Genomic DNA, 26,662 nt, shown 5'->3' with positions numbered 1-26,662 from the left:
CGGCTTGAGGGTACCCGCTGGTCCCCCGCGGAGTCAGCGGCGCTCGGGCTTGGCGCTGCGCGACATCAGCTCCTTGAGGGCGACCACCGGGGGCGTGCCCTCGTGCACGATGCCCACGACCGTCTCCGTGATGGGCATGTCGACGCCGTGCCTGCGGGCCAGTTCGAGGACGGACTCGCAGGACTTGACGCCCTCGGCGGTCTGCTTGGTGACCGCGATGGTCTCCTCCAGCGTCATGCCCTTGCCGAGGTTCGTGCCGAAGGTGTGGTTGCGCGAGAGCGGCGACGAGCAGGTGGCCACCAGGTCGCCGAGGCCCGCGAGTCCGGAGAACGTCAGCGGGTCCGCGCCCATGGCCAGGCCCAGACGGGTGGTCTCGGCGAGGCCGCGGGTGATGAGCGAGCCCTTGGTGTTGTCGCCGAGTCCCATGCCGTCCGCGATGCCGACGGCGAGACCGATGACGTTCTTGACGGCGCCGCCGAGTTCACAGCCGACGACGTCCGTGTTCGTGTACGGGCGGAAGTACGGCGTGTGGCAGGCGGTCTGGAGCCGCTGCGCGATCGATTCGTCCCGGCAGGCGACCACGGCGGCGGCGGGCTGCCTTGCGGCGATCTCACGGGCGAGATTGGGGCCCGTGACGACGGCGACGCGGTCGGCCGCGACCTTGGTGACGTCCTCGATGACCTCGCTCATCCGCATCGCGGAGCCAAGCTCGACGCCCTTCATGAGGGAGACGAGGACGGTGTCGGGCGCGAGCAGCGGGGCCCACACGGCGAGGTTCGCGCGCAGCGTCTGCGAGGGGACGGCGAGCACGGTGAAGTCGGCGCCGGCCGCGGCCTTCGCCGGGTCGGTGGTCGCCCCGAGGTTCTCCGGGAGTTCGACGCCGGGGAGGTAGTCGGGGTTCACGCGCGAGGAGTTGACGGCGTCCGCGAGTTCGGCCCTGCGGCCCCACAGGGTGACGTCGCACCCCGCGTCGGCGAGCACCATGCCGAAGGCGGTACCCCAAGAGCCCGTTCCGAAGACGGCGACCTTCACCGGGTTCGTCACTTGCTGTCCTCCGTGGTGTTCTCGGTGCTGTTCCCCAAGGCGCTGCGACCGTTCCGGTTCGCCGCCTTGCGTCGCTGCGCGAGCCGCGCCTTGCGCGGGTCGTAGGGGATCTCGGGGGCCTTCTCCTGCCGGATCTCCTCCAGGAGTTCGGTGACCGCGGCCATGATCTCCTCGGTCACCTCCCGCAGGATCTCGGGGGTGGGCTCCTTGTCGTAGAAGCGCGAGAGGTCGACCGGCTCGCCCGCGAGGACCTGGAGCTTCTTGCGGGGGAAGAGGCTGAGCTTCTTGCTGTACGGGGGCAGCGCGAGGTTGGCGCCCCACTGGGCGACGGGGATCACCGGGCACTGGGTGCGCAGGGCGACCCGCGCGGCACCGGACTTGGCCGTCATCGGCCACATCTCGGGGTCCCTGGTGAGGGTGCCCTCGGGGTAGAACGCCACGCACTCGCCGCGCTCGATCGCGTCGACCGCGGCACGGAAGGCGTCGAGCGCGTTCGTGGTCTCGCGGTAGACCGGGATCTGGCCCGTGCCCTTCATGACCTTGCCGACGAAGCCGTCCTTGAAAAGGCCGTCCTTCGCCAGGAAACGGGGCACTCGTCCGGTGTTGTACTGATAATGCGCGTACGACAGCGGGTCGATATACGAGTTGTGATTCACCGCGGTGATGAATCCACCGTCGGCAGGAATGTGTTCCATTCCGCGCCAGTCCCGCTTGAACAGAACCACCAGCGGCGGTTTAGCGATGACCGCCGCCAGGCGGTACCAGAAGCCGATTCTGCGGCGGGACACTCGGACACCTTCCTCCATGAACCAGGACGGCCGCACGAGTGTCGCCCCGGGCTGCCTGTCTGTCGAGAACACCGTACGCCCGCCCTCCCGGCCCGGGCCTCCCAGCAGGCCACAATGGGCGCTGACGCGAAGGACGGAGCCGCCCCCTGTGCAGTGGACCCTGGTCATACCCCTGAAAACGCTGGAGCGTGCCAAGAGCAGGCTCAGCGCCGCCACCGGCGACACTCTGCGGCCGGGCCTCGCTCTCGCCTTCGCCCAGGACACCGTGGCCGCGGCGCTGGCCTGCCCCGCGGTACGGGGTGTGGCGGTCGTCACGGACGACGATCTGGCCGGGCGCGAGCTGGCGGCGCTGGGAGCCCGGATCGTGCGGGACGAACCGCCGGGCGGCCTCAACGCCGCTCTGGCGCACGGGACGGCGGCCGTACGCGCCGCGCGGCCCCGAACGGCCGTCGCCGCGCTGAATGCCGATCTCCCCGCACTGCGCCCCGCGGAATTGGCCCGGGTGCTCGACGGCGCGGCGCAATCCCCCCGTTCATTCCTCTCGGATGCCGCGGGAATCGGGACGACACTGCTCTGCGCGGCCCCCGGCACGGAATTGCGGCCCGCTTTCGGCGCGGAGTCGCGTTCCCGGCACGCGGCGTCGGGCGCCGTGGAGCTCCGGCTCGACGACGTCGATTCCGTACGCCAGGACGTGGACACCGGCGACGATCTGCGGGCCGCGCTCGCCCTGGGCGTGGGACCGCGCACGGCGACGGCCGCGGCGCGGCTGCTGATCGCCGACTGAGTACGCTTCCCCCATGCAGGCCACCGCGTACACGTACGACTCCGAGACCCGCAGCGGCAGCGTGCTGCTCGACGACGGCACCCCGGTGCCCTTCGATCCCCCGGCGTTCGACGCGGGCGGCCTGCGGTTGCTCAGGCCGGGCCAGCGGGTGCGGATCGAGGTCGAGGGAGAGGGCGAGCAGCGGCGCATCACGCTGGTGACGCTGCAGACCTTCTGAGCTCCCGGCCTCCGTCCGGGTCCCGCACACGCCGCGGGCCGGGCTCCCAGTGGGAAGCCCGGCCCGGCGCGTGAGTGCCCTCGTGCCCTTACTTCTTGCGGGCGGTCGCCTTCTTGGCGGTGGTCTTGCGCGCCGTCGACTTCTTGGCGGGTGCGGTCTTCTTGGCCGTGGCCTTCTTGGTGGCCGGCGCCGTCTTCTTGGCGGTGGCCTTCTTGGCCGCGGGGGTGGCCTTCTTCGCCGTCGTCTTCTTGGCGGCGGGCGTGGCCTTCTTGGCGGCACCCGTCGTCTTCTTGGCGGTGGCCTTCTTGGCGGTGGCCGCCTTCTTCGCCGTCGCCGTGGTCTTCTTGGCGGTGGTCTTCTTGGCGGTCGCGGTCGCCGCCTTCTTCGCCGTGGCCTTCTTGGCGGTGGTGGCCTTCTTGGCCGCGGCCTTCTTGACGGTCGCCGAGGCGCCGCCGCCCGAAAGGCTGCCCTTGGGCGCCTTCTTGACCGCGACATCGTTCTTCGGGAGCTTCTTCGAGCCGCTCACCAGGTCCTTGAAGCCCTGGCCGGCGCGGAAACGCGGAACCGAGGTCTTCTTGACCCGAACGCGCTCCCCGGTCTGCGGGTTGCGGGCGTAACGGGCCGGACGGTCAACCTTCTCGAACGAGCCGAAACCGGTGACCGAAACACGGTCTCCGCTGACCACGGCACGGACGACTGCGTCCAGAACCGCGTCCACGGCGTCGGCGGCCTGCTGACGGCCACCCACCTTGTCGGCAATCGCTTCTACGAGCTGCGCCTTGTTCACGTCTTCCCCTTCGGAGACCTCGCCTCAGCGTATTCGCCAGGCTTTTTCGCACGTTAGGCAGATATATACCGCAAATCAAACACGAAACGGGCTAATCACCCTTGTGCCGCAACGAACTCGGCTGTCCATGAGTTCCTCGAAGGTTCCTCGAAGGGCCGTTTGAGCCTTGTGACTCAGGTGTCTTCGGGGAATCGGCCCTCGTCAACCCGATCGAGGTCCGCCATGAATCGCTCCAGACGCCTTGCCGCTCCGGCGAGATCGTGTTTGGCCGCGGCCGTAATGACCAGCAGCTTCCGGGTCAGCGCCATCCGTACGCTCTCCGGGACTTGCAGTGCACGCACCCTTGAGTGCGCTTCCTTCAGTTGGTCCGCAACAAGCCCGTAGAGCTCGAGTTGGCTGTTACGTTCCATGCACCGATTGTGCCATCTGGGGCGAGTTGTCGCCTCCGCAGGGGGTAACTACCCACATCCGGCGCCCTTCTGAGGGTACCCGCTCGGAGCGAGTACAAGGGGATTTCAAGCCTCTTCTGCCGTCCGGATCAAGGGAGTTGACACCACCCGTTCAGGGCATCGGATACCCGCAAGAGGCCGGACACAGATGTACCCCCAACCGTCCACGATTGGGGGTACACCAGGGTGTTGCGGGGGTGTCAGACCTGCACCGTCCGGGGCTTGTACGAGCGGCGCTTCGACTCGTACTCCGCGATGGCCGGCTCGTTCTGGAGCGTGATGCTGATGTCGTCCAGACCGTTCAGAAGACGCCAGCGGGCGTTCTCGTCGAGCTCGAAGTCGGCGGTGATACCCTCGGCCCGCACTTGGCGATCCTGCAGGTCAACGGTGATTTCGGCCTGCGGGTCCCGCTCCGTGAGCTCCCACAGCGCGTCCACGACCTGCTGGTCGAGCACGACGGTGAGCAGGCCGTTCTTCAGCGAGTTGCCGCGGAAGATGTCGGCGAAGCGCGAGGAGATGACGGCCTTGAAGCCGTAGTTCTGCAGCGCCCACACGGCGTGCTCGCGCGAGGAGCCCGTACCGAAGTCGGGTCCGGCGACCAGAACCGTGGCGCCCCGGCGTTCGGGTTTGTTCAGGACGAACTCGCCGTCCTTGCGCCAGGCCTCGAAGAGCCCGTCCTCGAATCCGTCCCTGGTGACCTTCTTCAGCCAGTGGGCGGGGATGATCTGGTCGGTGTCGACGTTGCTGCGGCGCAGCGGGACGGCCCGGCCGGTGTGCGTGGTGAATGCTTCCATGGCTCTCAGACTCCGGCGGTGACAGGGGCGTCAGGGGCATCGGTCAGGTCGGCGGGCGACGACAGGTGGCCCGTCACCGCGGTGGCGGCGGCGACCTGGGGCGACACCAGGTGGGTACGGCCGCCCTTGCCCTGCCTGCCCTCGAAGTTGCGGTTGGAGGTCGACGCGGAGCGCTCGCCGGGCGCCAGTTGGTCGGGGTTCATGCCCAGGCACATCGAGCAGCCCGCGTGCCGCCATTCGGCGCCCGCGGCGACGAAGACCTTGTCCAGGCCCTCCTCGATGGCCTGCAGGGCGACCCGGACCGAACCGGGCACGATCAGCATCCGCACGCCGTCGGCGACTTTGCGGCCCTCGACGATGGAGGCCGCCGCACGCAGGTCCTCGATACGGCCGTTGGTGCAGGAACCTACGAAGACGGTGTCGACCTTGATGTCGCGCAGCGCCTGCCCGGCGGTCAACCCCATGTATTCCAGGGCCTTTTCGGCGGCGAACCGCTCCGAGGCGTCTTCGTACGAAGCAGGATCGGGGACGTGTGCCGAGAGCGGCGCGCCCTGGCCCGGGTTGGTGCCCCAGGTGACGAACGGCGCGAGCTCGGAGGCGTCGATGTAGACCTCGGCGTCGAAGACCGCGTCCTCGTCCGTCTTCAGGGTCTTCCAGTACGCGACCGCCGCGTCCCACTCCTCGCCCTTCGGGGCGTGATCGCGGCCCTCGATGTAGTCGAAGGTGGTGGCGTCGGGGGCGATCATGCCCGCGCGGGCACCGGCCTCGATCGACATGTTGCAGATGGTCATGCGGGCTTCCATCGAGAGTTTCTCGATGGCGGGGCCGCGGTACTCCAGGACGTAGCCCTGGCCGCCGCCGGTGCCGATCTTGGCGATGATGGCGAGGATCAGGTCCTTGGCCGTGACGCCGTCGGGCAGTTCGCCGTCGACCGTGATGGCCATGGTCTTCGGGGGCGCCATCGGCAGCGTCTGCGTGGCCAGGACGTGCTCGACCTGGGAGGTGCCGATGCCGAACGCCAGCGCGCCGAAGGCGCCGTGCGTGGAGGTGTGCGAGTCGCCGCAGACCACGGTGGTGCCGGGCTGGGTCAGTCCCAGCTGGGGGCCCACCACGTGGACGACACCCTGCTCGACGTCGCCCAGCGAGTGCAGCCGTACGCCGAACTCGGCGCAGTTCTTGCGCAGCGTCTCCAACTGCGCCCGCGAGACGGGGTCCGCGATCGGCTTGTCGATGTCGAGGGTCGGGGTGTTGTGATCCTCGGTGGCGATGGTGAGGTCGAGCCGCCGCACCGGGCGACCTGCCTGGCGGAGGCCGTCGAAGGCCTGCGGGCTCGTCACCTCGTGCAGCAGGTGCAGATCGATGAAGAGGAGGTCGGGCTCGCCTTCGGCGCGCCGGACGACGTGGTCGTCCCAGACCTTCTCCGCGAGTGTCCTACCCATCGCTTTCCCTCCGACCGGCCGTCTTGTGCCGGCCCAACTAGAGAATTGTTCGTCCACGCCCGTTCCCCTCGTGCCGCGCGTGGACCGCTTTCCGTTGGTCCGCGGATCGCACGTACAGGGTGACGTGTTCCATGAGAAATTGAACTTGCGTTTCACAGAGTGAGACGCGAGTATCGACGCATGGACAACTCTAGCGGCGTCGGCGTTCTCGACAAGGCGGCTCTCGTCTTGAGCGCCCTGGAGTCCGGTCCGGCCACCCTCGCGGGGCTGGTCGCGGCCACCGGACTCGCACGACCCACGGCACATCGCCTCGCCGTGGCACTGGAACACCACCGGATGGTGGCGCGCGACATGCAGGGCCGTTTCATTCTCGGCCCGCGGCTCGCGGAACTCGCGGCGGCGGCCGGCGAGGACCGCCTGCTCGCCACGGCGGGCCCGGTCCTCACACACCTGCGCGATGTCACGGGCGAGAGCGCGCAGCTCTACCGCCGGCAGGGCGACATGCGCATCTGCGTCGCCGCGGCCGAGCGCCTCTCGGGCCTGCGGGACACGGTCCCCGTCGGTTCGACGCTCACGATGAAAGCGGGCTCGTCCGCACAGATCCTGATGGCCTGGGAGGAGCCGGAGCGCCTGCACCGCGGCCTCCAGGGCGCCCGCTTCACGGCCACGGCCCTCTCGGGCGTACGCCGCCGGGGCTGGGCCCAGTCGATCGGCGAGCGGGAGCCGGGCGTCGCGTCCGTCTCCGCCCCCGTGCGCGGCCCGTCGAACCGCGTGGTCGCCGCCGTCTCGGTCTCCGGGCCGATCGAGCGCCTGACCCGCCATCCCGGCCGGATGCACGCCCAGGCCATCATCGACGCCGCCGGGCGCCTGTCCGAGGCCCTGCGCCGCACGGGCGGCTGAACCCGCACGACGCACCCACAGCACACAGAACGCCCGAGGGGCCGCCTCAACGCCGCGGCGGCCCCTCGGGCGTTTTCCTGTGTCCCCTTACCGTCCCCCTACTGCCCCCTACGGGTTTCCGTGCGCGCTCAGACCGCCTTCAGCCGATCCGCGGCCCGGTCACCCCGGCGGCCGACCGGCACCACGCCGATGGCCTTGCCCAGGCCGAACTCCGGCATATTGATGTACACCGCCTCGTGCGCGCCGACCGGCACGTCGTAGGTCTCGTGCCAGAAGCCGACCTTCCCCTTGCCTTCCCGCATCCGCCGGTTGAAGGCCGCCCAGGCGGGCCGGTGCTCCTTGCCCTGGTCGGACGCGTAGGCGAACAGCTCCTCGGTCGACTTCCAGTACTGCACGACGTACAGCAGCCGCGGGCCGCCCAGCAGCAGCTGGTATCCCAGCATGCCGCTCCCCCGGTCCTGCGACAGCTCCTTGAGCATCCGTGGCATCGCGCGGAAGACGGGCCACCAGCTGCGCACGGCGCGGAAGTTGTTGATGCGCATTCCGATGGTGAAGACCGTGACTCCGCCCTGTGCGTCGGCCGTCATGCGCCCTTCGATCGGCTTGGTGCTCATGATGCTTCCCCCTTCATGGAGCGTTGGATAGTGTCGCTATCCATGATTGGATAGTGGCACTCCCTAAGTGGATGCGCAAGAGGGCAGAACAGCACGAGGAGAAACGAGCCGATGAGACTGGCGGAGCTCAGCACGCGCAGCGGGGTCTCGACGGCCACGATCAAGTACTACCTGCGCGAGGGCCTGCTCCCGCCCGGCCACCGAGTGACGGCGACGCAGGCCGAGTACGACGAGACGCACCTGCGACGGCTGCGCCTGGTGCGGGCGCTCATCCAGGTGGGCCGGGTGCCGATCGCGTCGGCGCGGGAGGTCCTCACCGCCCTGGAGGACGACACCCTGGACCACAACTCCCGCCTGGGCACGGCAGTTTGGGCACTCCCCCACGGTCCCGAGTCCGCCGAGGAGGACGCGGACACGCAGACCGCGCGGCACACCGTCGACACGCTTCTCGACCAGCCCGACTGGGAGCACGCCCGGGAGTACGGGGACGACTCGCCTGCGTACCGGATGCTGGTGACCGCGGTCGGCACGCTGTCCCGGCTCGGATATCCGTGCGCCGTCGAGGACTTGGCGCCCTACGCGCGCGCCGGGCGCCAACTGGCGGTCGCCGACCTGGACTTGATCGAGCGATACGAATCACCGGACGAACAGTTGCAGGCGGCCGTGGCGCTGACCGTGCTCTACGAGCCGGTGCTGCTCGCACTGCGCCGCATCGCACAGGCGGAGGAGTCCAACCGCCGCTTCGGACGGGGCGACTCCGGACAGGACGACTCCGGGCGGGGCACCGAAGAGGAGTGAACGACGAAGGGGCCCTCCCTTGCGGGAAGGCCCCTTCTCTCTCTGTACCCCCGACCGGATTCGAACCGGCGCTACCGCCTTGAGAGGGCGGCGTGCTAGGCCGCTACACAACGGGGGCTAGCTTGTCCTGCTGTACTGCTTTGTCCTGCTGTACTGCTTTGTCCTGCTGCACTGCTTTGTCCTGCTGCACTACGCTGGGCTACCAGGACTCGAACCTAGAACAACGGAACCAGAAACCGTCGTGTTGCCAATTACACCATAGCCCACTGTGGTCTAGACCAGCTAGACCCTGCGTACCCCCGACCGGATTCGAACCGGCGCTACCGCCTTGAGAGGGCGGCGTGCTAGGCCGCTACACAACGGGGGCCCTAGCGATCCTGCATCGGTAGCAGTGGGTGCGACCCTGACTGCTTCCATGGGAAGGATCTGTACCCCCGACCGGATTCGAACCGGCGCTACCGCCTTGAGAGGGCGGCGTGCTAGGCCGCTACACAACGGGGGCGTTGCAGATAAGCTCTGCGAGCTGGCCTACCAGGACTCGAACCTAGACTAACGGAACCAGAAACCGTCGTGCTGCCAATTACACCATAGGCCATCGATACGCAACCCCTTGAAGAGGTTTTGCTTCGATTTACGTCTCCCTGTCCGGACCTTTCGGCCTTCTCGGGCGGCGCAGAAAGAACATTACCCGAAGGTGGACGGCGCTCCAAAACGGGTATCGCCGCGGAGCAGCGGGGGCAGCTCGGTGAGCCCGGAGATGCGGTGCACTCCCGACGGACCTTCCTGTACCGCGCCGTTGCGGTCGAGCCAGATCCCGAGAAGGCCCGCGTCCCGCGCCCCCCGCGCGTCGATCTCCGGCTGGTCCCCGACGTAGGCGACCTCCCCGGGCGCGAGGCCCATCGCCGTGCACACCGCGAGGAAGGCCTCCGCCGCGGGCTTGGAGACGCCGAGTTCGGCGGCGCACAGTACGGACTCGAAGCGATCACGCACGCCCAGGACACGCAGCTTGCGGTCCTGCACCATCAGGGCGGAGTTGGAGAGGACGGCGTGACGGTAATCACCGGCGAGGGTGTCCAGGACGGGCACGGTGTCGGGGAAGAGCTTCCACGCGGATTCGTAGTGCACGAGGTAGCGCGCGAACCAGGCGTCCGCGTCCTCGTCGGTCAGGACGTCGTCCAGAAACTCGCGTACGCGGTCACGCCGCTGATCCTCGAAATCGATCCCCCCGGCACTGAAGCGCGCCCAGTGGCGCTCGGTGACCTCTTTCCAGAGCACGAGGGCACGCTCGGCGGTCTCGTACCGCTCGATGATCCCCTCGGCGGTGAGATGCGCGTGCATACCGGCGGTGTCGGCGTGGGCGTAATCGAAGATCGTGTCGTCTACGTCCCAGACCACGGCTTTGATCGGCATGGTTCGAACGTACGCGAAGGGCCCGGCAGCCGTGACGGCTTCCGGGCCCTTCGTTCTGCACGTACGTGCTTACGCGGCGAGCTTCGCCAGGGCCGCGTCGATTCGGGTCAGGGACTTTTCCTTGCCCAGGATCTCCAGGGACTCGAAGAGGGGCAGGCCGACCGTGCGGCCGGTTACGGCGACGCGGACCGGGGCCTGGGCCTTGCCGAGCTTCAGGCCGTGCTCCTCGCCGGCGGCCAGGACGGCCTCCTTGAGGGACTCGGGGGACGTCCAGTCGGCGGCGTCGAGCTTGGCGCGGGCCGTCGTCAGGAGCGCGGCCGGGTCGCCCTTGCCCATGGCCTTGGTCCAGGACGCCTCGTCGTCGACGGGCTCATCCAGGAAGAGGAAGTCCACGTTCTCCGTGATCTCGGAGAGGACCTTGATGCGGGTCTGGGCGTGCGGGGCGATGGCCTCCCAAGCCGCCTGGTCGAATGCCTCGGGGGCCCAGTTGGCGTGCGGGGCCTTCAGCCAGGGCTCGCAGGCCGCCGCGAACGCCTTCACGTCCAGCATGCGGATGTGGTCGGCGTTGATCGCCTCGGCCTTCTTCAGGTCGAAGCGGGCCGGGTTGGCGTTCACGTCCGCGAGGTCGAACTTGGCGACCATCTCGGGGATCGTGAAGACGTCCTGGTCCGCGGAGAACGACCAGCCCAGGAGGGACAGGTAGTTCAGGAGGCCCTCGGGGAGGAAGCCGCGCTCGCGGTAGAGGTTGAGCGAGGCCTGGGGGTCGCGCTTGCTCAGCTTCTTGTTGCCCTCGCCCATGACGTACGGGAGGTGGCCGAAGGCCGGGGTCTCCTTGGCGATGCCCAGGTCCGTCAGCGCCTTGTAGAGGGCGATCTGGCGCGGGGTGGAGGAGAGCAGGTCCTCGCCGCGCAGGACGTGGGTGATCTCCATCAGGGCGTCGTCGACCGGGTTCACCAGGGTGTAGAGCGGTGCTCCGTTGGCACGGACGATGCCGTAGTCCGGGAGGTTCTCGGGCTGGACGGTGATCTCGCCGCGGACCAGGTCCGTGAAGGTGATCGCCTCGTCGGGCATGCGGAAACGGACGATGGGCTTGCGGCCCTCCGTCTCGTACGCGGCGCGCTGCTCGGTGGTCAGGTCGCGGCAGTGGCCGTCGTAGCCGGACGGCTTGCCTGCGGCGCGGGCCGCCTCGCGGCGGGCGTCCAGCTCCTCCGTGGAGCAGTAGCAGTAGTACGCGCGGCCCGAGTCCAGGAGCTTGGCGGCGACGTCCTGGTAGATGTCCATCCGCTGCGACTGGCGGTACGGCGCGTGCGGGCCGCCGACCTCGGGGCCCTCGTCCCAGTCGAAGCCCAGCCAGCGCATCGCCTCGAGCAGCTGCTCGTACGACTCCTCCGAGTCGCGGGCCGCGTCGGTGTCCTCGATGCGGAAGACCAGGGTGCCCTCGTTGTGCCGGGCGTAGGCCCAGTTGAAGAGAGCAGTGCGGACCAGGCCCACGTGGGGGTTGCCGGTCGGCGAGGGACAGAACCGTACGCGTACGGGAGTCGCGTTAGCCACGCTTGATCACCTTGTTGGTGAGAGTGCCGATGCCTTCGATGGTGACGGCGACCTCGTCGCCGACGTTGAGGGGGCCGACCCCTGCCGGGGTGCCCGTGAGGATGACGTCGCCGGGGAGCAGCGTCATCGCCTCGGAGATGTGCACGATCAGGTCCTCGATGGAGCGGACCATGTCGGTCGTACGACCCAGCTGGCGCTGTTCGCCGTTGACCGTGCACTGGATGGTGAGGTCGGAGGGGTCGAGGTCGGTCTCCACCCAGGGACCGAGCGGGCAGGAACTGTCGAAGCCCTTGGCCCTGGCCCACTGCTTCTCGCGCTGCTGCACGTCACGCGCGGTGACGTCGTTCGCGCAGGTGTAGCCGAGGATGACGTCACGTGCGCGCTCGCGCGGGACCTCGCGGCACATGCGGCCGATGACCACGGCGAGCTCGGCCTCGTAGTGCACCTCCTGCGAGAAGGAGGGGTACGCGATCGAGTCGCCGGGGCCGATCACCGAGGTGGAGGGCTTGAAGAAGGCCACCGGGACGTCGGGGACCTCGTTGCCGAGCTCCTTCGCGTGGTCCGCGTAGTTGCGGCCGATGCCCACGACCTTGTTGGGGAGCACCGGGGGCAGCAGCCTGACCTTGCTCAGCGGGACCTTCGTGCCGGAGAGCTCGAAGTCCGCGAACGGGATGCCCTTGATGATGTCGAGGACGAGCCCGTCGGTCGTTCCGGGGGGACTTTCGCCCTCGACCGCGCCGAAGGCGACGTTGCCGTCGATGGAGAACCTGGCGATGCGCACGTGAGCCTTGGCCCCTTGCTGGTTTCGGGTGGAGTCTGACGCCCCAGGCTAACGCGGGGGCCTGCGGCCCGCGTGCGAGCGGATCTCACGTGACCCCGCGCCGTTGCCCTGCCCGTCGCCGCCGCGCGAGCTCGTCCTCGAACGCCGGACGGGCTGAATCACACCCCGGACGGGCTGGACTGCACCGGCACGTCCATCAGAACCGTGCGCTTCGGGTTGGCCGTCACCGTCGGCAGTTCCACCGCGTGGGCCGGCTGCTCGGCGGCCGGGGCGACCTCCTGCGCGTCCGTGAGGTGGGCGAGGGTGGTGCGGCGCGGGTTGGCTATGTTGCGGAACATCGCCGACTTCACAGTCTTCATCTGCTGTTCGGATCCTGTCGGTTGAGGCGTCCTGTGGCGGGCGCGGGTTGTCGGATTCGCCATCCCTGTAAAGCGTCAGGCTAAACATCCAATTCCCGGCCAAAGCTTTGGGGAGGCCTTGATCTTGATGTGAGTTTGCTCACGAGCGACCGGGCAAAAGGGTCAATTCAGGCCCGTGAAGGCCTTGTTCGAATCGGACATTGCGCCACTGAAGCCATCATTCCGCTCCCGATCATGAACACTGGGACACCCACAGGCCGTAGCTTTCTTGGGCATAAAAGACCGATTTGCCCCAGATAACTTTCTACGTCTCGTGACTCGTCCCTCACGCCGTGTCACGGACGTCGCGGCGCGACACACGGGCCTTGTTGGAGATCCTGCACTGTGCTGGAATTCCCGGGACCGCCGCGGGATCGAACCGGCGCGCAGGGGCGCAACGCAGCGCCGAGTGGCGGCGGGAAAGGGGAGCAGCGCCGGTCACTCACGACCACCATGGGGCGTTTGCGCCCCACGACGCCGACACCGTCCCGCCGTTTGTGCGGAGGGACGCCTGGTCCAGAGGTTGCGACGCTAGTGCAGGGACGTTTCAAGAGGGATGGCAGCAGCGCTGCGGCGGAGCCGGAGCGCGGCGGGACCGACCGCGGCTCCTCGGCCCAGCACGCCCAGAACCCCGGGCAGGCACCCGGCGACGGCGGTCCGAGCGCCGTGCGCGGTACGGGCGGCACGAGCCTGCCCACGGCCGCCGCGCCGACGGGCACCACGAAATCGCCCACCGGGCCCGGCTCCCGAATAGCCCTGCGCAACTGGCGCATCTCCACCCGACTTGTCTCGCTGCTCGCGCTCCCCGTGATCACCGCGACCTCGCTCGGCGCTCTTCGTATCAATGAGTCGATGGACGAGATCCAGCAGCTCAACAACATGAAGCTGCTGACCGACATGACCAAGCGGGCCACCGAGCTGGCCTCCGCGCTCCAGGAGGAGCGCGACCGCTCGGCAGGCCCCCTCGCGCACGGCGCGAAGTCGTCGGACTACGTGGTCAAGGGCTCGCGCGAGAAGACCGACCGCGCGTACAACCGTTTCCTCCAGGAGACCCAGGAACTCGACAACACCGACGACGACAAGGGCCTCCTCGGCGTCCGCGCGAACACGGTCGACATCACCCAGCAGCTCCAGAAGATCAGCGACGTACGCCAGAACGCGTACAGCGACACGAAGTCGACGTCGCAGACGGTCGACGCCTACAGCCAGCTCATCGAGCAGCTGCTCACCCTGTCCTCGGACATGGCGCAGGCGACCAGTAACCCGGACATGATCCAGCGCACCCGCGCCCTGACGGCCTTCTCCTCCGCCAAGGAGTACGCCTCGGTGCAGCGGGCCGTGATCGCCGCATCGCTTCCCGCGGGCGACAGCACGTTCGGCTCGATCTCCGAGACCGACCGGCGCTACGGCTTCTCCGCGCTCGACAAGGAGAACTCCGAGCTGGATGCCTTCAAGGGCATCTACGCGGGCAACCCCGACGAGCTGACCAAGCCCATCGACGGCGGCAATTCGTCCATCAAGGGCGCCGACTCCTACGCCAAGCGTGTGCTGAGCCAGGAAGGCGGCATCAAGCTCCAGGACAAGCGCTCGTACAAGGACTGGGTGGACGCGGACACCACCAAGATCGACGCGATGTCCAAGATCGAGCTCACGCTGCTCAACGAGATGGAGCAGAAGGCCCGCGAGCTGCGCAACGAGTCCGAGCAGGCCGCCATCCTCAACGGTGCGCTGATCCTGCTCGTCCTCGGCGTCTCGCTCGTCGGCGCCTTCGTCGTGGCCCGGTCCATGATCCGCTCGCTGCGGCGCCTCCAGGACACCGCGACCAAGGTCGCCCAGGACCGCCTGCCCGAGCTGGTCAAGCAGCTCTCCGAGGCCGACCCGCAGGACGTCGACACCTCCGTCGAGTCCGTCGGTGTGCACTCCAGGGACGAGATCGGCCAGGTGGCCGCGGCCTTCGACGACGTGCACCGCGAGGCCGTCCGCCTCGCCGCCGAGCAGGCGTTGCTGCGAGGCAACGTCAACGCGATGTTCACCAACCTGTCGAGGCGTTCGCAGGGTCTTATCCAGCGCCAGCTCTCGCTCATCTCCGAGCTGGAGTCGCGCGAGGCCGACCCCGACCAGCTCTCCTCGCTGTTCAAGCTCGACCACCTCGCGACCCGCATGCGCCGTAACGGCGAGAACCTCCTCGTCCTCGCCGGTGAAGAGCCCGGCCGTCGCTGGACCCGGCCCGTGCCGCTCGTCGACGTGCTGCGTGCCGCCGCGTCCGAGGTGGAGCAGTACGAGCGCATCGAACTCTCCGCGGTCCCGACGACCGAGGTCGCCGGACGCGTGGTCAACGACCTCGTGCACCTGCTCGCCGAGCTGCTCGAGAACGCGACGTCGTTCTCCTCGCCGCAGACCAAGGTCAAGGTCACCGGTCACGCGCTGCCCGACGGGCGTGTGCTCATCGAGATCCACGACACCGGCATCGGCCTGTCGCCCGAGGACCTCGCCGCGATCAACGAGCGGCTCGCCTCGCCGCCCACCGTGGACGTCTCGGTCTCGCGCCGCATGGGTCTGTTCGTGGTCGGCCGTCTCTCGCAGCGTCACGGCATCCGCATCCAGCTCCGTCCCTCGGACTCCGGCGGCACGACCGCGCTGGTCATGCTGCCCGTCGATGTCGCCCAGGGCGGCAAGAAGGCGCCGAACAAGCCCGGTACGCCCGGTCCCGGCCAGAGCGGCGGCCCTGTCGCCGCGCAGGCCTCCGCGGGCGCGGCCGCCGCGCGCCGCGGTGTCGGTGCCGGCAGCGGCGCGCCCGGTTCGGGTCCCGCCGGTTCCGCGGGCCGGCTCGGTGCGGGTCCGCCCCGTGGCCAGGTCACGGGATCGGGGCCGCGCGCCGCGCTGCCGTCGCGTGACGCCGGGCCGCGGGCCGGTTCGCCCTCGGCGCCGGTCGGTCCTTCCGGTCTTGCGGGTGGTCCGGGCGCTTCCGGTGGTCCGGGTATGCCCGGTGGCCCAGGTGCTCAGGGTCCTTCGGGTCAGCAGCCTCCCCGGCAGGGGCCGCCCGGGCAGGGCGGCGCTCCGGGTGGTTCCGGCGGCAGCCTCTTCGGGGGTGCGCCGGGCGCCGGTCGCGGACAGGGTTCCGCGCCGCAGCCTCCCGTACCTCAGCAGCGTACGAACCCGGTGAACCCGGCCGCGGGGCCCCAGAACCCCGCCGCGAACCCCTCCGCGGGCAACACCGGGGATCAGGGTCGCCGCCCGCAGCTGCCGCCGCGCGGTGGTCCGCGTGCCGAGCTTCCCGGCGGCAACCCGCAGCCGCGCGTGCCCAGTTGGAGCGACGAGAACGCGCAGCCGCAGGTCTCGCGCGAGCCGTTCGACACCCCGCGCGGCCACGAGGAGCCGGAGTCCACCGGGCAGTTCCCGCAGCACCCCGCGGCCGACGCCGGTATCCAGGGCCCGGGTTCGACCGCCGAGTTCGCGCGGCCGGACTTCAACGGTCCGCCGCCCGGCACGGCTTCGCCGCAGCACACCGGTCAGCAGCAGAGCACGGGTCAGCAGCACGCCGGTCAGCAGGGCACAGGACAGTTCGTGCGCCCGGACGTCTTCGGTGGCCAGGGCGGTCAGGGCGGTCAGGGCGGTCAGCCTGGCCAGGACGCCTCCTCCGGCACGGGCCAGTTCCAGCGTCCCGGCACCAGCGCCCCCGGCTACAACAGCGAGGCGCCCCGGCGTGGTCAGGGCCCCGGCCAGGACCAGGACCAAGGCGGCCGGCTCGGCATCCCGCCGGTGCCGCCGCAGGCCTCGCAGCAGCCCCAGCAGCAGCCCTCGCAGCCGGAGGGCCTGCCGCCCGCCGGTCCCGGTGACGGCCGCACTCCGCTGTTCGACACGCTGGAGACCAACTGGTTCCAGCAGCAACAGCAGCAGGGATACCAGGCCCCGCAGGGCGGCGACCTCTCGCCCGAGCAGCAGCAGCCGCAGCGCCCCCAGCGCTCGCAGCCGTCGTCCCCCCTCCCGTCGCGGTCCCGGGCCCAGCAGCCGCAGAACCCGGCCGCGCCCCAGCGGTCCGGCCAGTCGCCGGCTCCCGCGTCCAACGGAACCGGCGGCGGGAACAACATCAACGGCGTCACCAACGGCAGCGCCGCCACCTGGCGCACCTCGCCCAACGACGAGCTCGGCCGCCAGGCCGAGCGCGTCCGGCAGCCGTCCGCCGGCGGTGTCACCACGTCCGGCCTGCCGCGCCGTGTCCCGCGAGCCAACCTCGTCGCGGGCACCGCACAGCAGCAGCAGGACAGCACAGGTCCGCAGGTCTCGCGTGCGCCTGACGACGTGCGCGGCCGGCTGACGAATCTCCGTCGGGGCATCCAGCAGGGCCGGCAGGCCGGTACCGGCCAGACCGGCAGCTTCCCCACTCACCAGCAGGAGCGTTAGTTGAGTCCGAGTCAGGCGGCACAGAATCTGAACTGGCTGATCACGAACTTCGTGGACAACACCCCCGGGGTGTCCCACACGGTCGTGGTCTCCGCCGACGGCCTCCTTCTGGCGATGTCCGAGGGCTTCCCGCGCGACCGTGCCGACCAGTTGGCCGCGGTGGCGTCGGGTCTGACCTCCCTCACCGCCGGAGCCTCGCGCATCTTCGAGGGCGGCGCCGTCACCCAGACCGTGGTGGAGATGGAGCGGGGGTTCCTCTTCCTCATGTCGGTCTCCGACGGTTCGTCCCTGGCCGTGCTCGCACACCCCGAGTGCGACATCGGCCTCGTCGGATACGAGATGGCGCTCCTCGTCGACCGCGCGGGCGCCGTTCTTACCCCGGACCTCCGCGCCGAACTGCAGGGCAGCCTGTTGCACTGATTTTTCTCAATCGGCCGCCCCACCGACCGAACGTACTGACCACCGTCCGGCCACCCTGGTGCCCCCCACCGGCTCTATCAGACGGCACGCAGACCACCTGCTGTCCCGCCCGGAGGATCCATGACCCCGCCCAACGCCTCTCACGACCCGTACGGCTCTCACGCGTCGTACGGCATTGAAGGCGACCAGCCGCTGGTGCGTCCTTACGCGATGACCGGCGGCCGGACCAGGCCCCGCTACCAGCTCGCGATAGAGGCGCTGGTGAGCACGACGGCCGACCCGGCGCAGCTGATGGGGCTGCTCCCCGAGCACCAGCGCATCTGCCACCTGTGCCGCGAGGTCAAGTCGGTGGCCGAGGTGTCGGCGCTGCTCTCCATGCCGCTCGGCGTGGCCCGGATCCTCGTGGCCGACCTGGCGGAGGCCGGGCTCGTCGCCATTCACCAGCCCGGCGGCGACGAGAACGCCGGCGGTCAGCCTGACGTGACACTGCTCGAAAGGGTGCTCAGTGGACTTCGCAAGCTCTAGCAGCGGAGCGCCGGCTCGCTCCACCACCTCCGCGAAGATCGTGGTGGCGGGCGGCTTCGGCGTGGGCAAGACCACGTTCGTGGGCGCGGTTTCCGAGATCAACCCGCTGCGCACCGAGGCCGTCATGACGTCCGCGTCCGCGGGCATCGACGACCTCACCCACACCGGGGACAAGACGACGACGACCGTCGCCATGGACTTCGGCCGCATCACCCTGGACCAGGACCTGATCCTGTACCTCTTCGGTACGCCGGGACAGGACCGCTTCTGGTTCATGTGGGACGACCTCGTACGCGGCGCGATCGGCGCCGTCGTACTCGTGGACACCCGCCGTCTCGCCGACTGCTTTCCGGCCGTCGACTACTTCGAGAACAGCGGCCTGCCCTTCGTCATCGCGCTCAACGGATTCGACGGCCACCAGCCGTACACCCCCGATGAAGTGCGCGAAGCTCTCCAGATCGGTCCCAACACGCCGATCATCACCACCGACGCGCGACACCGTGCGGACGCAAAGAGCGGCCTGATCACGCTGGTCGAACACGCACTTATGGCACGACTCAAGTAGACGAGGGAGTACGGCAGTTGCCGTAGATTCAACAGAGCGGCCTGTGTCTTTTGACACGGATGACCGCTCTGTTCATAACGTTTCGACAGAGAATTCACCGGGCGCCGCCACGCGTCGCGGTCATCTGGTGTCGCTGCGCGCACAAGAGCCCCGCCTTTTGGCGGGGCTCGCTCTTTTTGACCGTTTTATCTGAGGCTTACACCACTCGGAACCAACGCTTCTCACTGTTTGGTAGAGGACCCCCTGACGTGCTGGAATGCGCTGAACTGCCCAGTAGCACGGGCCTTGGAGACGACAGCGGGACCGGTGTAGGTCCCGCCGCCGAGAGGTTGTTGGTCGAGTGAGGCGAAGCAAGACGAGCCCCGCACCGCCGCAGACGCGGGATACGCGGGGCAACTTCACCCCGCCGCCGCGCACAGCGGCGTCCCCCGCCGATGTGCAGGGCATGGAACCGCCGGCTCCCTCCGGGGGCAGAATGTCCCCGCGCAACTGGCGCGTGCCGACCCGACTGAACGCGATCCTCCTCATACCCGTGCTCGTCGGTCTGGTCATGGGCGGCTTCCAGGTGAAGGGGTCGATCGACACCTGGAACGAGGCCCAGGACGCCGAGAACACGGCTCGCCTCGTGCAGGCCTCGCTGAACTACGGCAACCGCCTCATCGAGGAGCGCGACCTCTCCGCCGCCCCGCTGCTTCGCGGCAAGAAGAACGACCCGGTCGTCGTGAAGGCCCGCAAGGCCACCGACCAGGCCAAGAGCGAGTTCGACGCCGCCGCCGAGAACATGCCGCAGAAGGAAGGGCTCAAGCGCCGCCTCGACGGCTTCCACAAGGTGGAGCCCGGTCTGCAGACCCTGCGTGCGGCCGCCTACACCTCCAAGCTCTCCGGCGCGCAGACCGAAGAGGGCTACGTAGCCATCCAGCACCCCCTGATGGAGTTCGCCAACGAACTCGGTCTCGGCACCGGAAACATCACCAGCTACGGCCGCACCGTCTACGCGATCTCGCTGACCAAGGCCGCGCTCTCGCTGGAGCGCTCCCTCGGTACGCACCTGCTCGTCAAGCCCGGCCCGACCGCCTCCAGCCTCGCCAAGCAGCGTGTGGCCCTCTCCTCGTACGCCTACCTCGAGGGCATCGCCATCGAGGAGTACACCGGCGGCGGCACCCCCGAGGACGTCGCCAAGCTGGAGGCCGCGAAGAAGAAGTTGAAGGCCGACGGCGAGAAGCAGGCCAAGCAGGCCGCCGCCGCCGCGAAGGCCAAGGGCGAGACGTTCGTGGCGCCGCCGTCGCCGGAGGCGATGGTCGCCGCCATGGCGCAGCTGCAGAGCACGCAGCCCAGCGCCCGGGTCGCCCTCGCGGGCAAGGGCATCACGCCCGAGACCTGGTGGGCCACCACCACCGCGAAGTTCGACGCGTACCGCACGATCGAGTCCGACCTCGCCGACAAGGCGGTGACCGAGGCCTCGGACATCGCCGCCGACGCCCAGCGCAACGCGTACATCACCGGCGCCATCGTCGTGATCGCGCTGCTCGCCGCCTTCATCCTGGCCGGGATGATGGCCCGCCAGATGTCCAAGGCGATGCGCCAGCTGCGTACGGCCGCCTTCGGCATCGCCGAGCAGCGCCTGCCGATGCTGGTCGACCAGCTCTCGCGCACCGACCCCGGCCGCGTCGACACCCGCGTACAGCCCATTCCCATCTCCTCCACGGACGAGATCGGCGAGGTCGCCCGCGCCTTCGACCAGGTACACCGCGAGGCCGTCCGGCTCGCCGCCGAGCAGGCCCTGCTCCGCGGCAACATCAACGCGATCTTCACCAACCTCTCGCGCCGCAACCAGTCCCTGATCGAGGGCCAGCTGACCCTCATCACCGACCTGGAGAACAACGAGGCCGACCCGGACCAGCTGGAGAGCCTCTTCCGCCTGGACCACCTGGCGACCCGTATGCGACGCAACGGCGAGAACCTCCTGGTCCTCTCCGGCGAGGAGCCCGGCCGCCGCTGGGACCAGCCGGTCCCGCTGGTCGACGTCCTGCGCGCCGCCTCCTCCGAGGTGGAGCAGTACGAGCGCATCGAGCTGTCCGGCGTCCCGGAGGCCGAGATCCACGGCCTCGCCGTGACCGACCTCGTGCACCTGCTCGCCGAGCTCCTGGAGAACGCCACCACGTTCTCCTCGCCGCAGACCAAGGTCCGCGTCACCGCAACCCGTCTTCCCGACGGCCGCATCATGGTCGAGATCCACGACAAGGGCATCGGCCTGACCGCCGAGGACTTCGCGGACATCAACCACAAGCTGGCCAACCCGCCGACGGTGGACGCGGCGATCTCGCAGCGCATGGGCCTGTTCGTGGTCGGCCGCCTCTCCGACCGGCACGGCATCCGCGTCCAGCTGCGCCCCTCGGGCGAGCAGGCGGGCACGACCTCGCTCGTCATGCTTCCCGACGGCATCACGCACGGTGGCGGCGGCGAGAACCAGCTGCCGGAGTCCGAGTTCACGGTCTCCTCGATCATGCCGGAGCAGCAGGCCCCGGAGCAGCCGGCCTTCCACCACGAGCCGATCCGTACGGCGGCGGAGCTCGGCTTCGACGACAGCCGCTACAACGGCGACGCGATCGACTCCCCGGATCTCGACCCGGTGGGCCGCTCGCTGATGCGCGAGGAGCGGCGTGCCGCTCTGGAAGCGCAGGCGCAGTCCGCCGACGACCGCCCGCTCTTCCGCGACGAGATGGACGGGCAGCCCGGCTTCGACCAGCAGGGCGGCTACGACCCCTCGTACAACGAGCAGGCCCCGGCGTACGACGAGTACAACCAGGGCCAGGCCATGCAGCCGGCGTACGACGAGCCGTACTACCCGGCGCAGGACGGCTACCAGGACGCCCCCTATGCGGAAGCCGGTCACGACGACCAGGTCGCTCACACGGGCGGAGCCGCCGAGCCGTTCACGGCCTACCCGGACCGCTCCCACCAGGACGACTGGCCGTCGCGCGGCGGATTCGACGACAACTCGAACGCGTATCAGGCCGAGTACGCTCCGGAACCGGAATCTGGTCCCGCGGCTCCCGCGAACGGTGCCGAGCGCGTAGGCTTCGACCGTCCCGGGCCGGCCCCCTCCACGGTCCACGACACCACCGCCGCGGGTCTTCCGCGCCGCGGCGGCGCCGGTGCGGCCACCAACGGCAACGCCCCGGCGGCCCCGGCACAGGACGCGTTCGGAAACAACGACAGCAGCTGGCGTACGTCCAACGACGACCGCTGGCAGCGCGCCGAGTCGCTGAAGGAGCCCAAGGCGGGTGGGGTCACCCCGTCCGGTCTCCCGAAGCGGGTGCCCAAGGCCAACCTGGTCGAGGGCACGGCGGAGCAGACCCCACAGGGCGGCCCTCAGGTCTCCCGCGACCCCGAGGACGTGCGGGGTCGGCTGAGCAACCTGCGCCGCGGCGTCCAGCGGGGACGCAACGCAGGCAGTGACAGCACGAATGGCCAGGACACCGGTAATCACCGCGGTGGACCTGACAGCACCTACAACCAGGAGCGTTAGTGTGAGCCCGATGAGCCAGGCGGCGCAGAATCTGAACTGGTTGATCACTAACTTCGTGGACAACACCCCAGGGGTGTCCCACACGGTGGTGGTCTCCGCCGATGGACTCCTTCTGGCGATGTCCGAAGGCTTCCCCCGCGACCGGGCCGACCAGCTCGCGGCCGTCGCGTCCGGTCTGACCTCCCTCACCGCCGGGGCCTCCCGGATCTTCGAGGGCGGTTCCGTGACCCAGACCGTTGTGGAGATGGAGCGAGGATTCCTCTTCCTTATGTCCATCTCTGACGGCTCCTCGCTGGCCGTCCTCGCCCACCCGGATGCGGACATCGGTCTCATTGGGTACGAAATGGCGCTTCTTGTCGACCGCGCCGGCACCGTACTCACGCCCGACCTGCGTGCGGAGCTGCAGGGGAGCCTTCTCAACTAGTAGACGTACGGTGCGTTTTCGCGTCCCGTGGCCGTAAGGTTTCGGGACGCGGCTCCAGAATGATGGTGCCCGGCACAGTCGGAGGAGGAGTACGTGGCAGGTTCAGGAACACCCCCGGACGGTTCGTCGTCGGCCAACTGGTCGCCTGGTCACGGCCAGGGTCAGGGGCCGCACGAAGGGGCGCCGAACCGGTACAACTTCCCCTCCGCGCCCAGCCAGCACCGCAGGCCATATCAGCAGCCGCAGCAGCCGGGCCCCCGCCAGAGCCCGTACGAGCAGCCTCACACCCCCAGGATCCAGCCAGTGCAACCACAGCGACGCGCCCCGGAAGCGGCGCCCGCGGGTGCTGCGAGCAACCCCCTGGTGCGCCCGTACGCCATGACGGGCGGCCGTACCAGGCCCCGCTACCAGCTCGCCATCGAGGCGCTGGTGCACACCACCGCCCAACCGCACCAGCTCCAGGGCCAATTGCCGGAGCATCAGCGGATCTGCAATCTGTGCCGCGAGATCAAGTCTGTCGCTGAGATCTCGGCACTTCTCACCATTCCTCTCGGCGTCGCCCGAATCCTCGTAGCCGACCTGGCGGAGGCCGGACTTGTCGCCATCCATCAGCCTGGCGGCGACGAGTCCGCCGGCGGCCAGCCAGACGTGACACTGCTCGAAAGGGTGCTCAGTGGACTTCGCAAGCTCTAGCGGCGGAGCAACAGCCCGCTCCACCACCTCCGCGAAGATCGTGGTGGCGGGCGGCTTCGGCGTGGGCAAGACCACGTTCGTGGGCGCGGTTTCCGAGATCAACCCGCTGCGCACCGAGGCCGTCATGACGTCCGCGTCCGCGGGCATCGACGACCTCACCCACACCGGGGACAAGACGACGACGACCGTCGCCATGGACTTCGGCCGCATCACCCTGGACCAGGACCTGATCCTGTACCTCTTCGGTACGCCGGGACAGGACCGCTTCTGGTTCATGTGGGACGACCTCGTACGCGGCGCGATCGGCGCGGTGGTCCTGGTCGACACGAGGAGGCTCGCCGACTGCTTCCCCGCCGTCGACTACTTCGAGAACTCCGGGCTGCCCTTCGTCATCGCCCTCAACGGCTTCGACGGCCACCAGCCCTACACGCCGGACGAGGTCCGCGAGGCGCTGCAGATCGGTCCGGACACCCCGATCATCACCACCGACGCGCGGCACCGGGCCGACGCGAAGAGCGGTTTGATCACGCTCGTGGAGCACGCGCTGATGGCGCGGCTCCGGTAGCAGCCCCGTACGCGTTGCACAGTTCGCCCCCGTCGGCAGAAGCCGGCGGGGGCGAAGTGCTGTGCAGCCAGTGCAGCCAGCGCAGCCAGTGCGGGCGCTTCCAGGCCTTCGTCGCCTTGCGTTGCACCTTTGGCCAAAACACATGCCTGCCGCTGTGATGATTTCGGTGAGACCCTCGCTGGGTGGAAGGGCAGGTTCACGATGACTCCCGCCTTCTTTCACAGTTAAACCACAAAGGAGAGGAGGGTCATGCCGGTCTGCAGACGAAGACGCCGGCCGACGTCTCACCCCCCACCACCGGCCTCGTCAGCCGAACTCCGGCACCTTGACCTCCGCCCAGACCATCTTGCCGCCGACGGTGGGCTCGACCCCGACGTCGGCCGACAGAGCCGCGACGAGAAACAGTCCACGCCCGCTGACCCGGAACGGGTCCGGGGGCTCGGTGGGCACCACCGGAAGCTCGGTGGAGGTGTCCGTCACCTCCAGGCGCACACTCCCGGCGCCCGTGCGACGGACGGCGAACTCGAACGACGAGCGCTTGCAGTGCCGCACATTGCTGCACAGCTCGGTGGCCACGAAGGCGCAGTCGTCGACCAGCGCCTCCAGGCCCCAGCTGCGCAGGCAGGCGCCGACGATCCGGCGTATCTGCTCCAGGCAGCGCGGGTCGTACTCCATGCGGACCTCGCAGGATCTGCTGATCACCACGAGCTCCTCCGCGGACGTATTCGGCATTGCCCCTCCGGCACCGCTGTAGGTGTCAACTCAACCGAGAACAAAGGACGTTGGACTCGCATCATGTCGAGGCATCTATCACTTAGGCAAGTATTACTCCGCGTTCACATCTCTCAAGGGAGGTGCGCCAGATGACAGTTGTCTGGCCGGAAGACGCGGGACATCATGAGCGCATGCCGCAAAGTGAGATGCCCACCATGCGCAGCCGCCGTCTAGGCGCCGAACTGCGACGACTTCGCTCTGATGCCGGCCTCAAAGTCCAGGACGCGGCCGATGCACTGGAGTGTGGGCAGCCGAAGATAAGCCAGATCGAGACAGGAAAGCGGGGCATCAGGCAACTCGACCTGACCACCCTGCTCAATCTGTACGGCGTGAAGGACGAGCAGCAGCGGTCCAATCTGAAGCGGCTCGCCAGGGACATCCACAAGGTCGACTGGTGGTCCGGTCAAGGCCCCTTGCTCAGCGGCGACTTACGCGACTACCTCACCCTGGAGGCCGATTCCTCGCTCATCCGCTCCTACGAGCCGATGGTGCTGCCGGGCCTGCTCCAGACAGAAGCCTATATGCGGCAGATATTCACCGCGGGGGCCGAGGCGGACCGCGTCGAAACCCTTGTTCAGACGCGGATGAGACGCAAAGATCTGCTCCACGGGACCAGTGAATTCCGGCTGCGCGTCATCATCGACGCCCCGGCACTGCACCGCATATCCGGTCCCGCTGAATTGATCCGTCAACAGTTCCAACACTTGATCGAAGTGGGAAATCAGGCCAATGTCACCGTTCAGATACTCCCCCTGAACATCACATTGCCGCCCGCGCAGTACGCTCCGTACACGGTCTTCACCCTGCACGGAGAACCCCCCATAGAGGTGACCTGGTTGGAGCACATGACCGGGGGAACATTGCTGGAGCAGCGACCAGACGTCCAGGTTTACACCAAGGCCTGGGACGACCTGACGGCCGCCGCGCTCTCTCCCACGGAGTCTCGCCAGTACATCCTTGACCACATGAAGGGAGAAAGCGGGTCGTGATGTCTCGTACATCTGCGGCCAGTCGCGCGTTCACAGAGGCAGAAGTCGAATCAGTGAAAGCGAACTGGCACAAGAGTACCTACAGTGGCGCCTCGAACGGCTGCATCGAGCATACGAAGCTTTCCGCCGATCAACGGGCAATTCGCGACACAAAGAATCGGGAGTTCGGATCACTCGTCTTCGACTCCGCCGCGTGGCGCGCCTTCATCACTGGAATCAACTCCGGGGTTCTGCAGATATGAGCACGAACACTGCGAACGGCACAAGCGTCACACAGCGGGACAAGGCGCCGCTCTACGCGCTCGACATCTCCCGCGCCCAGTGGACAAGCACCCCGGGAAGCCCCGCCGAGGGCCCTGTGGAAATCGCCGCGCTGGAGAACGGCGCGGTGGCCCTGCGCAATCCCTCGGACCCACGCGGCCTCGTCCTGCGTTTCACGGCCGAGGAATGGTACGCGTTCAAACTCGGGGTCCTTGCCGGAGAGTTCGACTGACCTCGCGGGCAACTGACCTTGCGGGCAATGGGCCTTGCGGACAACTGACGGCGCTGGCAACTGCCGAAGGACCCCGCGCCAGGGCGGGGTCCTCGGGGTGCCTGTCGGCCTTGCCGGCTGCTTCAGGGCGCCGGTCAGCCCTGCCAGCTGTGCGGGGCGCGGAAGCCCGGGGTGCGCTCCAGTCGGCGCCAGCCGGCCTTGTCGCGGCCTCGGCGGGGCGCAGGAGCCTGTGCGGTGGCGGCGGCGCGGGCCAGCAGGATCGCGGTGATGGCGGCGACCTCTTCGGGCTCGGCGTGGCCCTTCTCTACGCGGATGTCAGGGGTAGTCATGTGCAGCGTTCTCCTTGTGGGCTACTGCAGGATTACTGCGGGGGGTTGCCGTGCTTGCGGGACGGCAGGTCTGCGTGCTTGTTGGCGAGCATCGCCAGGCTGGAGACGAGGACCTCGCGGGTGGCGGCGGGGTCGATCACGTCGTCCACCAGGCCGCGCTCGGCGGCGTAGTAGGGGTGCATCAGCTCGGCCTTGTACTCC

General features: G+C 68.7%; 29 protein-coding genes and 5 tRNA genes. 15 read left to right on the top strand and 19 right to left on the bottom strand.

The genetic code is table 11. The features are described 5' to 3' along the window. Positions 1-33: 33 nt before the first annotated feature. Both IE226_RS30955 and IE226_RS30950 read right to left on the bottom strand, forming a co-directional pair. Positions 34-1,044: an NAD(P)H-dependent glycerol-3-phosphate dehydrogenase gene (locus IE226_RS30955; RefSeq protein ID WP_190084728.1), complete on the bottom strand. Its 1,011-nt coding sequence runs from the start codon at positions 1,042-1,044 to the stop codon at positions 34-36. Further along, positions 1,041-1,832 (bottom strand): lysophospholipid acyltransferase family protein, encoded by a 792-nt coding sequence (locus IE226_RS30950; protein WP_190084727.1) that lies wholly within the window; start codon positions 1,830-1,832, stop codon positions 1,041-1,043. Before IE226_RS30950 ends, IE226_RS30955 begins: the two co-directional genes overlap by 4 nt. A 148-nt stretch (positions 1,833-1,980) precedes the next feature. On the opposite strand from IE226_RS30950, the gene cofC reads away from it, so the two are divergent. Continuing rightward, the gene (gene cofC, locus IE226_RS30945) at positions 1,981-2,616 is read left to right on the top strand and encodes a 2-phospho-L-lactate guanylyltransferase (protein WP_190084726.1); all 636 of its coding nucleotides are present in this window, start codon (positions 1,981-1,983) and stop codon (positions 2,614-2,616) included. Between the two features lie 13 nt (positions 2,617-2,629). After that, complete coding sequence (locus tag IE226_RS30940) at positions 2,630-2,833, top strand: hypothetical protein (protein WP_190084725.1); 204 nt, start codon at positions 2,630-2,632, stop codon at positions 2,831-2,833. Positions 2,834-2,921: 88 nt separating this feature from the next. On the opposite strand, the gene IE226_RS30935 is transcribed toward IE226_RS30940, so the two are convergent. The 4 genes from IE226_RS30935 to leuC form a co-directional block, all read right to left on the bottom strand. Further along, the gene (locus tag IE226_RS30935; RefSeq protein WP_190084724.1) at positions 2,922-3,620 is read right to left on the bottom strand and encodes an HU family DNA-binding protein; all 699 of its coding nucleotides are present in this window, start codon (positions 3,618-3,620) and stop codon (positions 2,922-2,924) included. Positions 3,621-3,793: 173 nt separating this feature from the next. Then, the gene (locus tag IE226_RS30930) at positions 3,794-4,030 is read right to left on the bottom strand and encodes an SCO5555 family protein (protein ID WP_190084723.1); all 237 of its coding nucleotides are present in this window, start codon (positions 4,028-4,030) and stop codon (positions 3,794-3,796) included. Between the two features lie 239 nt (positions 4,031-4,269). Then, complete coding sequence (gene leuD / locus IE226_RS30925; RefSeq protein WP_190084722.1) at positions 4,270-4,863, bottom strand: 3-isopropylmalate dehydratase small subunit; 594 nt, start codon at positions 4,861-4,863, stop codon at positions 4,270-4,272. A 5-nt stretch (positions 4,864-4,868) separates the two neighbouring features. Next, positions 4,869-6,302 (bottom strand): 3-isopropylmalate dehydratase large subunit, encoded by a 1,434-nt coding sequence (leuC, locus tag IE226_RS30920; RefSeq protein WP_190084721.1) that lies wholly within the window; start codon positions 6,300-6,302, stop codon positions 4,869-4,871. A 180-nt stretch (positions 6,303-6,482) separates the two neighbouring features. Here leuC and ndgR point away from each other — a divergent pair, with 180 nt between their 5' ends. Continuing rightward, a complete protein-coding gene (gene ndgR / locus IE226_RS30915) occupies positions 6,483-7,202 on the top strand; it encodes an IclR family transcriptional regulator NdgR (protein WP_190084720.1) in 720 nt (239 codons plus the stop codon). 128 nt (positions 7,203-7,330) lie between these two features. On the opposite strand, the gene IE226_RS30910 is transcribed toward ndgR, so the two are convergent. Then, entirely contained in the window at positions 7,331-7,816 is a 486-nt protein-coding gene (locus tag IE226_RS30910; RefSeq protein WP_190084719.1) for a DUF4188 domain-containing protein, read from the bottom strand. Between the two features lie 111 nt (positions 7,817-7,927). Here IE226_RS30910 and IE226_RS30905 point away from each other — a divergent pair, with 111 nt between their 5' ends. Next, positions 7,928-8,614 (top strand): MerR family transcriptional regulator, encoded by a 687-nt coding sequence (locus IE226_RS30905; RefSeq protein WP_190084718.1) that lies wholly within the window; start codon positions 7,928-7,930, stop codon positions 8,612-8,614. Positions 8,615-8,659: 45 nt separating this feature from the next. On the opposite strand, the gene IE226_RS30900 is transcribed toward IE226_RS30905, so the two are convergent. The 9 genes from IE226_RS30900 to IE226_RS30860 form a co-directional block, all read right to left on the bottom strand. Further along, a tRNA-Glu gene (locus IE226_RS30900) sits at positions 8,660-8,732 on the bottom strand. A 76-nt stretch (positions 8,733-8,808) separates the two neighbouring features. Further along, a tRNA-Gln gene (locus IE226_RS30895) sits at positions 8,809-8,880 on the bottom strand. Positions 8,881-8,908: 28 nt separating this feature from the next. Continuing rightward, positions 8,909-8,981 (bottom strand) — tRNA-Glu (locus tag IE226_RS30890). Between the two features lie 62 nt (positions 8,982-9,043). Further along, positions 9,044-9,116, bottom strand: a tRNA-Glu gene (locus tag IE226_RS30885). A 21-nt stretch (positions 9,117-9,137) separates the two neighbouring features. After that, a tRNA-Gln gene (locus IE226_RS30880) sits at positions 9,138-9,209 on the bottom strand. 89 nt (positions 9,210-9,298) lie between these two features. Further along, a complete protein-coding gene (locus tag IE226_RS30875; protein WP_190084717.1) occupies positions 9,299-10,024 on the bottom strand; it encodes an HAD family hydrolase in 726 nt (241 codons plus the stop codon). A gap of 69 nt (positions 10,025-10,093) precedes the next feature. Continuing rightward, a complete protein-coding gene (gene gltX, locus IE226_RS30870) occupies positions 10,094-11,575 on the bottom strand; it encodes a glutamate--tRNA ligase (protein WP_190084716.1) in 1,482 nt (493 codons plus the stop codon). Beyond that, positions 11,568-12,356, bottom strand: a complete 789-nt coding sequence (locus IE226_RS30865) for a fumarylacetoacetate hydrolase family protein (RefSeq protein WP_190084715.1) — start codon at positions 12,354-12,356, stop codon at positions 11,568-11,570. The genes gltX and IE226_RS30865 overlap by 8 nt, the downstream gene beginning before the upstream one ends. Positions 12,357-12,514: 158 nt before the next feature. Beyond that, entirely contained in the window at positions 12,515-12,715 is a 201-nt protein-coding gene (locus tag IE226_RS30860; protein ID WP_190084714.1) for a hypothetical protein, read from the bottom strand. Positions 12,716-13,288: 573 nt separating this feature from the next. Here IE226_RS30860 and IE226_RS30855 point away from each other — a divergent pair. The 8 genes from IE226_RS30855 (at position 13,289) to IE226_RS30820 (ending at position 23,876) form a co-directional block, all read left to right on the top strand. Further along, positions 13,289-17,155 (top strand): sensor histidine kinase, encoded by a 3,867-nt coding sequence (locus IE226_RS30855; protein ID WP_190084713.1) that lies wholly within the window; start codon positions 13,289-13,291, stop codon positions 17,153-17,155. Next, the gene (locus IE226_RS30850; protein ID WP_098244998.1) at positions 17,156-17,575 is read left to right on the top strand and encodes a roadblock/LC7 domain-containing protein; all 420 of its coding nucleotides are present in this window, start codon (positions 17,156-17,158) and stop codon (positions 17,573-17,575) included. It begins immediately after the preceding gene. Positions 17,576-17,695: 120 nt separating this feature from the next. After that, positions 17,696-18,100, top strand: a complete 405-nt coding sequence (locus IE226_RS30845) for a DUF742 domain-containing protein (protein ID WP_190084712.1) — start codon at positions 17,696-17,698, stop codon at positions 18,098-18,100. Beyond that, positions 18,081-18,665, top strand: coding sequence for a GTP-binding protein (locus tag IE226_RS30840; RefSeq protein ID WP_190084711.1), 585 nt, complete (start codon positions 18,081-18,083; stop codon positions 18,663-18,665). Before IE226_RS30845 ends, IE226_RS30840 begins: the two co-directional genes overlap by 20 nt. A 340-nt stretch (positions 18,666-19,005) precedes the next feature. Further along, positions 19,006-22,194, top strand: coding sequence for a sensor histidine kinase (locus tag IE226_RS30835; protein WP_190084710.1), 3,189 nt, complete (start codon positions 19,006-19,008; stop codon positions 22,192-22,194). A gap of 10 nt (positions 22,195-22,204) precedes the next feature. Then, positions 22,205-22,618 carry a roadblock/LC7 domain-containing protein gene (locus IE226_RS30830; protein ID WP_135330751.1) on the top strand — a complete coding sequence of 138 codons (414 nt, stop codon included), beginning with the start codon at positions 22,205-22,207 and terminating at the stop codon, positions 22,616-22,618. A gap of 93 nt (positions 22,619-22,711) precedes the next feature. Then, on the top strand, positions 22,712-23,311 hold the full coding sequence (locus IE226_RS30825; protein ID WP_190084709.1) for a DUF742 domain-containing protein: 600 nt from the start codon (positions 22,712-22,714) through the stop codon (positions 23,309-23,311). Further along, positions 23,292-23,876, top strand: a complete 585-nt coding sequence (locus IE226_RS30820) for a GTP-binding protein (RefSeq protein ID WP_190084708.1) — start codon at positions 23,292-23,294, stop codon at positions 23,874-23,876. The genes IE226_RS30825 and IE226_RS30820 overlap by 20 nt, the downstream gene beginning before the upstream one ends. 306 nt (positions 23,877-24,182) lie before the next feature. Here the strand turns inward: IE226_RS30820 and IE226_RS30815 are convergent, their stop codons facing one another. Beyond that, on the bottom strand, positions 24,183-24,608 hold the full coding sequence (locus IE226_RS30815) for an ATP-binding protein (RefSeq protein WP_229871645.1): 426 nt from the start codon (positions 24,606-24,608) through the stop codon (positions 24,183-24,185). A gap of 173 nt (positions 24,609-24,781) precedes the next feature. Between IE226_RS30815 and IE226_RS30810 the strand changes: the two genes are divergently transcribed. The 3 genes from IE226_RS30810 to IE226_RS30800 are packed head-to-tail and all read left to right on the top strand — an operon-like array spanning position 24,782 to position 26,132. Continuing rightward, positions 24,782-25,639 carry a helix-turn-helix domain-containing protein gene (locus tag IE226_RS30810; RefSeq protein WP_190084847.1) on the top strand — a complete coding sequence of 286 codons (858 nt, stop codon included), beginning with the start codon at positions 24,782-24,784 and terminating at the stop codon, positions 25,637-25,639. Then, entirely contained in the window at positions 25,639-25,881 is a 243-nt protein-coding gene (locus tag IE226_RS30805; protein ID WP_190084846.1) for a DUF397 domain-containing protein, read from the top strand. The genes IE226_RS30810 and IE226_RS30805 overlap by 1 nt, the downstream gene beginning before the upstream one ends. Beyond that, entirely contained in the window at positions 25,878-26,132 is a 255-nt protein-coding gene (locus IE226_RS30800) for a DUF397 domain-containing protein (RefSeq protein ID WP_190084707.1), read from the top strand. The genes IE226_RS30805 and IE226_RS30800 overlap by 4 nt, the downstream gene beginning before the upstream one ends. A gap of 134 nt (positions 26,133-26,266) precedes the next feature. Here IE226_RS30800 and IE226_RS30795 read toward each other — a convergent pair whose 3' ends face one another. Together IE226_RS30795 and IE226_RS30790 are read right to left on the bottom strand one after the other, a co-directional pair. Next, positions 26,267-26,461 carry an acyl-CoA carboxylase subunit epsilon gene (locus tag IE226_RS30795; protein ID WP_190084706.1) on the bottom strand — a complete coding sequence of 65 codons (195 nt, stop codon included), beginning with the start codon at positions 26,459-26,461 and terminating at the stop codon, positions 26,267-26,269. A 32-nt stretch (positions 26,462-26,493) separates the two neighbouring features. Further along, positions 26,494-26,662 (bottom strand): carboxyl transferase domain-containing protein (locus IE226_RS30790; protein WP_308429573.1); only part of this gene is annotated, 169 nt, incomplete at its 5' end.

The organism is Streptomyces longisporoflavus (genome assembly GCF_014649775.1).
Classification (GTDB): Bacteria; Actinomycetota; Actinomycetes; order Streptomycetales; family Streptomycetaceae; genus Streptomyces; species Streptomyces longisporoflavus.
Note: the sequence above shows the minus strand (reverse complement) of the source record. Positions and strands in the feature narration are given on the sequence as shown.

Excerpts from the sequence above, each read along its gene's own strand:
- IE226_RS30940 (WP_190084725.1), top strand. The coding sequence starts at position 2,630 with ATGCAGGCCACCGCGTACACGTACGACTCCGAGACCCGCAGCGGCAGC.
- IE226_RS30930 (WP_190084723.1), bottom strand. The coding sequence starts at position 4,030 with ATGGAACGTAACAGCCAACTCGAGCTCTACGGGCTTGTTGCGGACCAA.
- leuD (WP_190084722.1), bottom strand. The coding sequence starts at position 4,863 with ATGGAAGCATTCACCACGCACACCGGCCGGGCCGTCCCGCTGCGCCGC.
- leuC (WP_190084721.1), bottom strand. The coding sequence starts at position 6,302 with ATGGGTAGGACACTCGCGGAGAAGGTCTGGGACGACCACGTCGTCCGG.
- ndgR (WP_190084720.1), top strand. The coding sequence starts at position 6,483 with ATGGACAACTCTAGCGGCGTCGGCGTTCTCGACAAGGCGGCTCTCGTC.
- IE226_RS30910 (WP_190084719.1), bottom strand. The coding sequence starts at position 7,816 with ATGAGCACCAAGCCGATCGAAGGGCGCATGACGGCCGACGCACAGGGC.
- IE226_RS30905 (WP_190084718.1), top strand. The coding sequence starts at position 7,928 with ATGAGACTGGCGGAGCTCAGCACGCGCAGCGGGGTCTCGACGGCCACG.
- IE226_RS30875 (WP_190084717.1), bottom strand. The coding sequence starts at position 10,024 with ATGCCGATCAAAGCCGTGGTCTGGGACGTAGACGACACGATCTTCGAT.
- IE226_RS30860 (WP_190084714.1), bottom strand. The coding sequence starts at position 12,715 with ATGAAGACTGTGAAGTCGGCGATGTTCCGCAACATAGCCAACCCGCGC.
- IE226_RS30845 (WP_190084712.1), top strand. The coding sequence starts at position 17,696 with ATGACCCCGCCCAACGCCTCTCACGACCCGTACGGCTCTCACGCGTCG.
- IE226_RS30830 (WP_135330751.1), top strand. The coding sequence starts at position 22,205 with ATGAGCCAGGCGGCGCAGAATCTGAACTGGTTGATCACTAACTTCGTG.
- IE226_RS30815 (WP_229871645.1), bottom strand. The coding sequence starts at position 24,608 with ATGCCGAATACGTCCGCGGAGGAGCTCGTGGTGATCAGCAGATCCTGC.
- IE226_RS30810 (WP_190084847.1), top strand. The coding sequence starts at position 24,782 with ATGCCGCAAAGTGAGATGCCCACCATGCGCAGCCGCCGTCTAGGCGCC.
- IE226_RS30805 (WP_190084846.1), top strand. The coding sequence starts at position 25,639 with ATGTCTCGTACATCTGCGGCCAGTCGCGCGTTCACAGAGGCAGAAGTC.
- IE226_RS30800 (WP_190084707.1), top strand. The coding sequence starts at position 25,878 with ATGAGCACGAACACTGCGAACGGCACAAGCGTCACACAGCGGGACAAG.
- IE226_RS30795 (WP_190084706.1), bottom strand. The coding sequence starts at position 26,461 with ATGACTACCCCTGACATCCGCGTAGAGAAGGGCCACGCCGAGCCCGAA.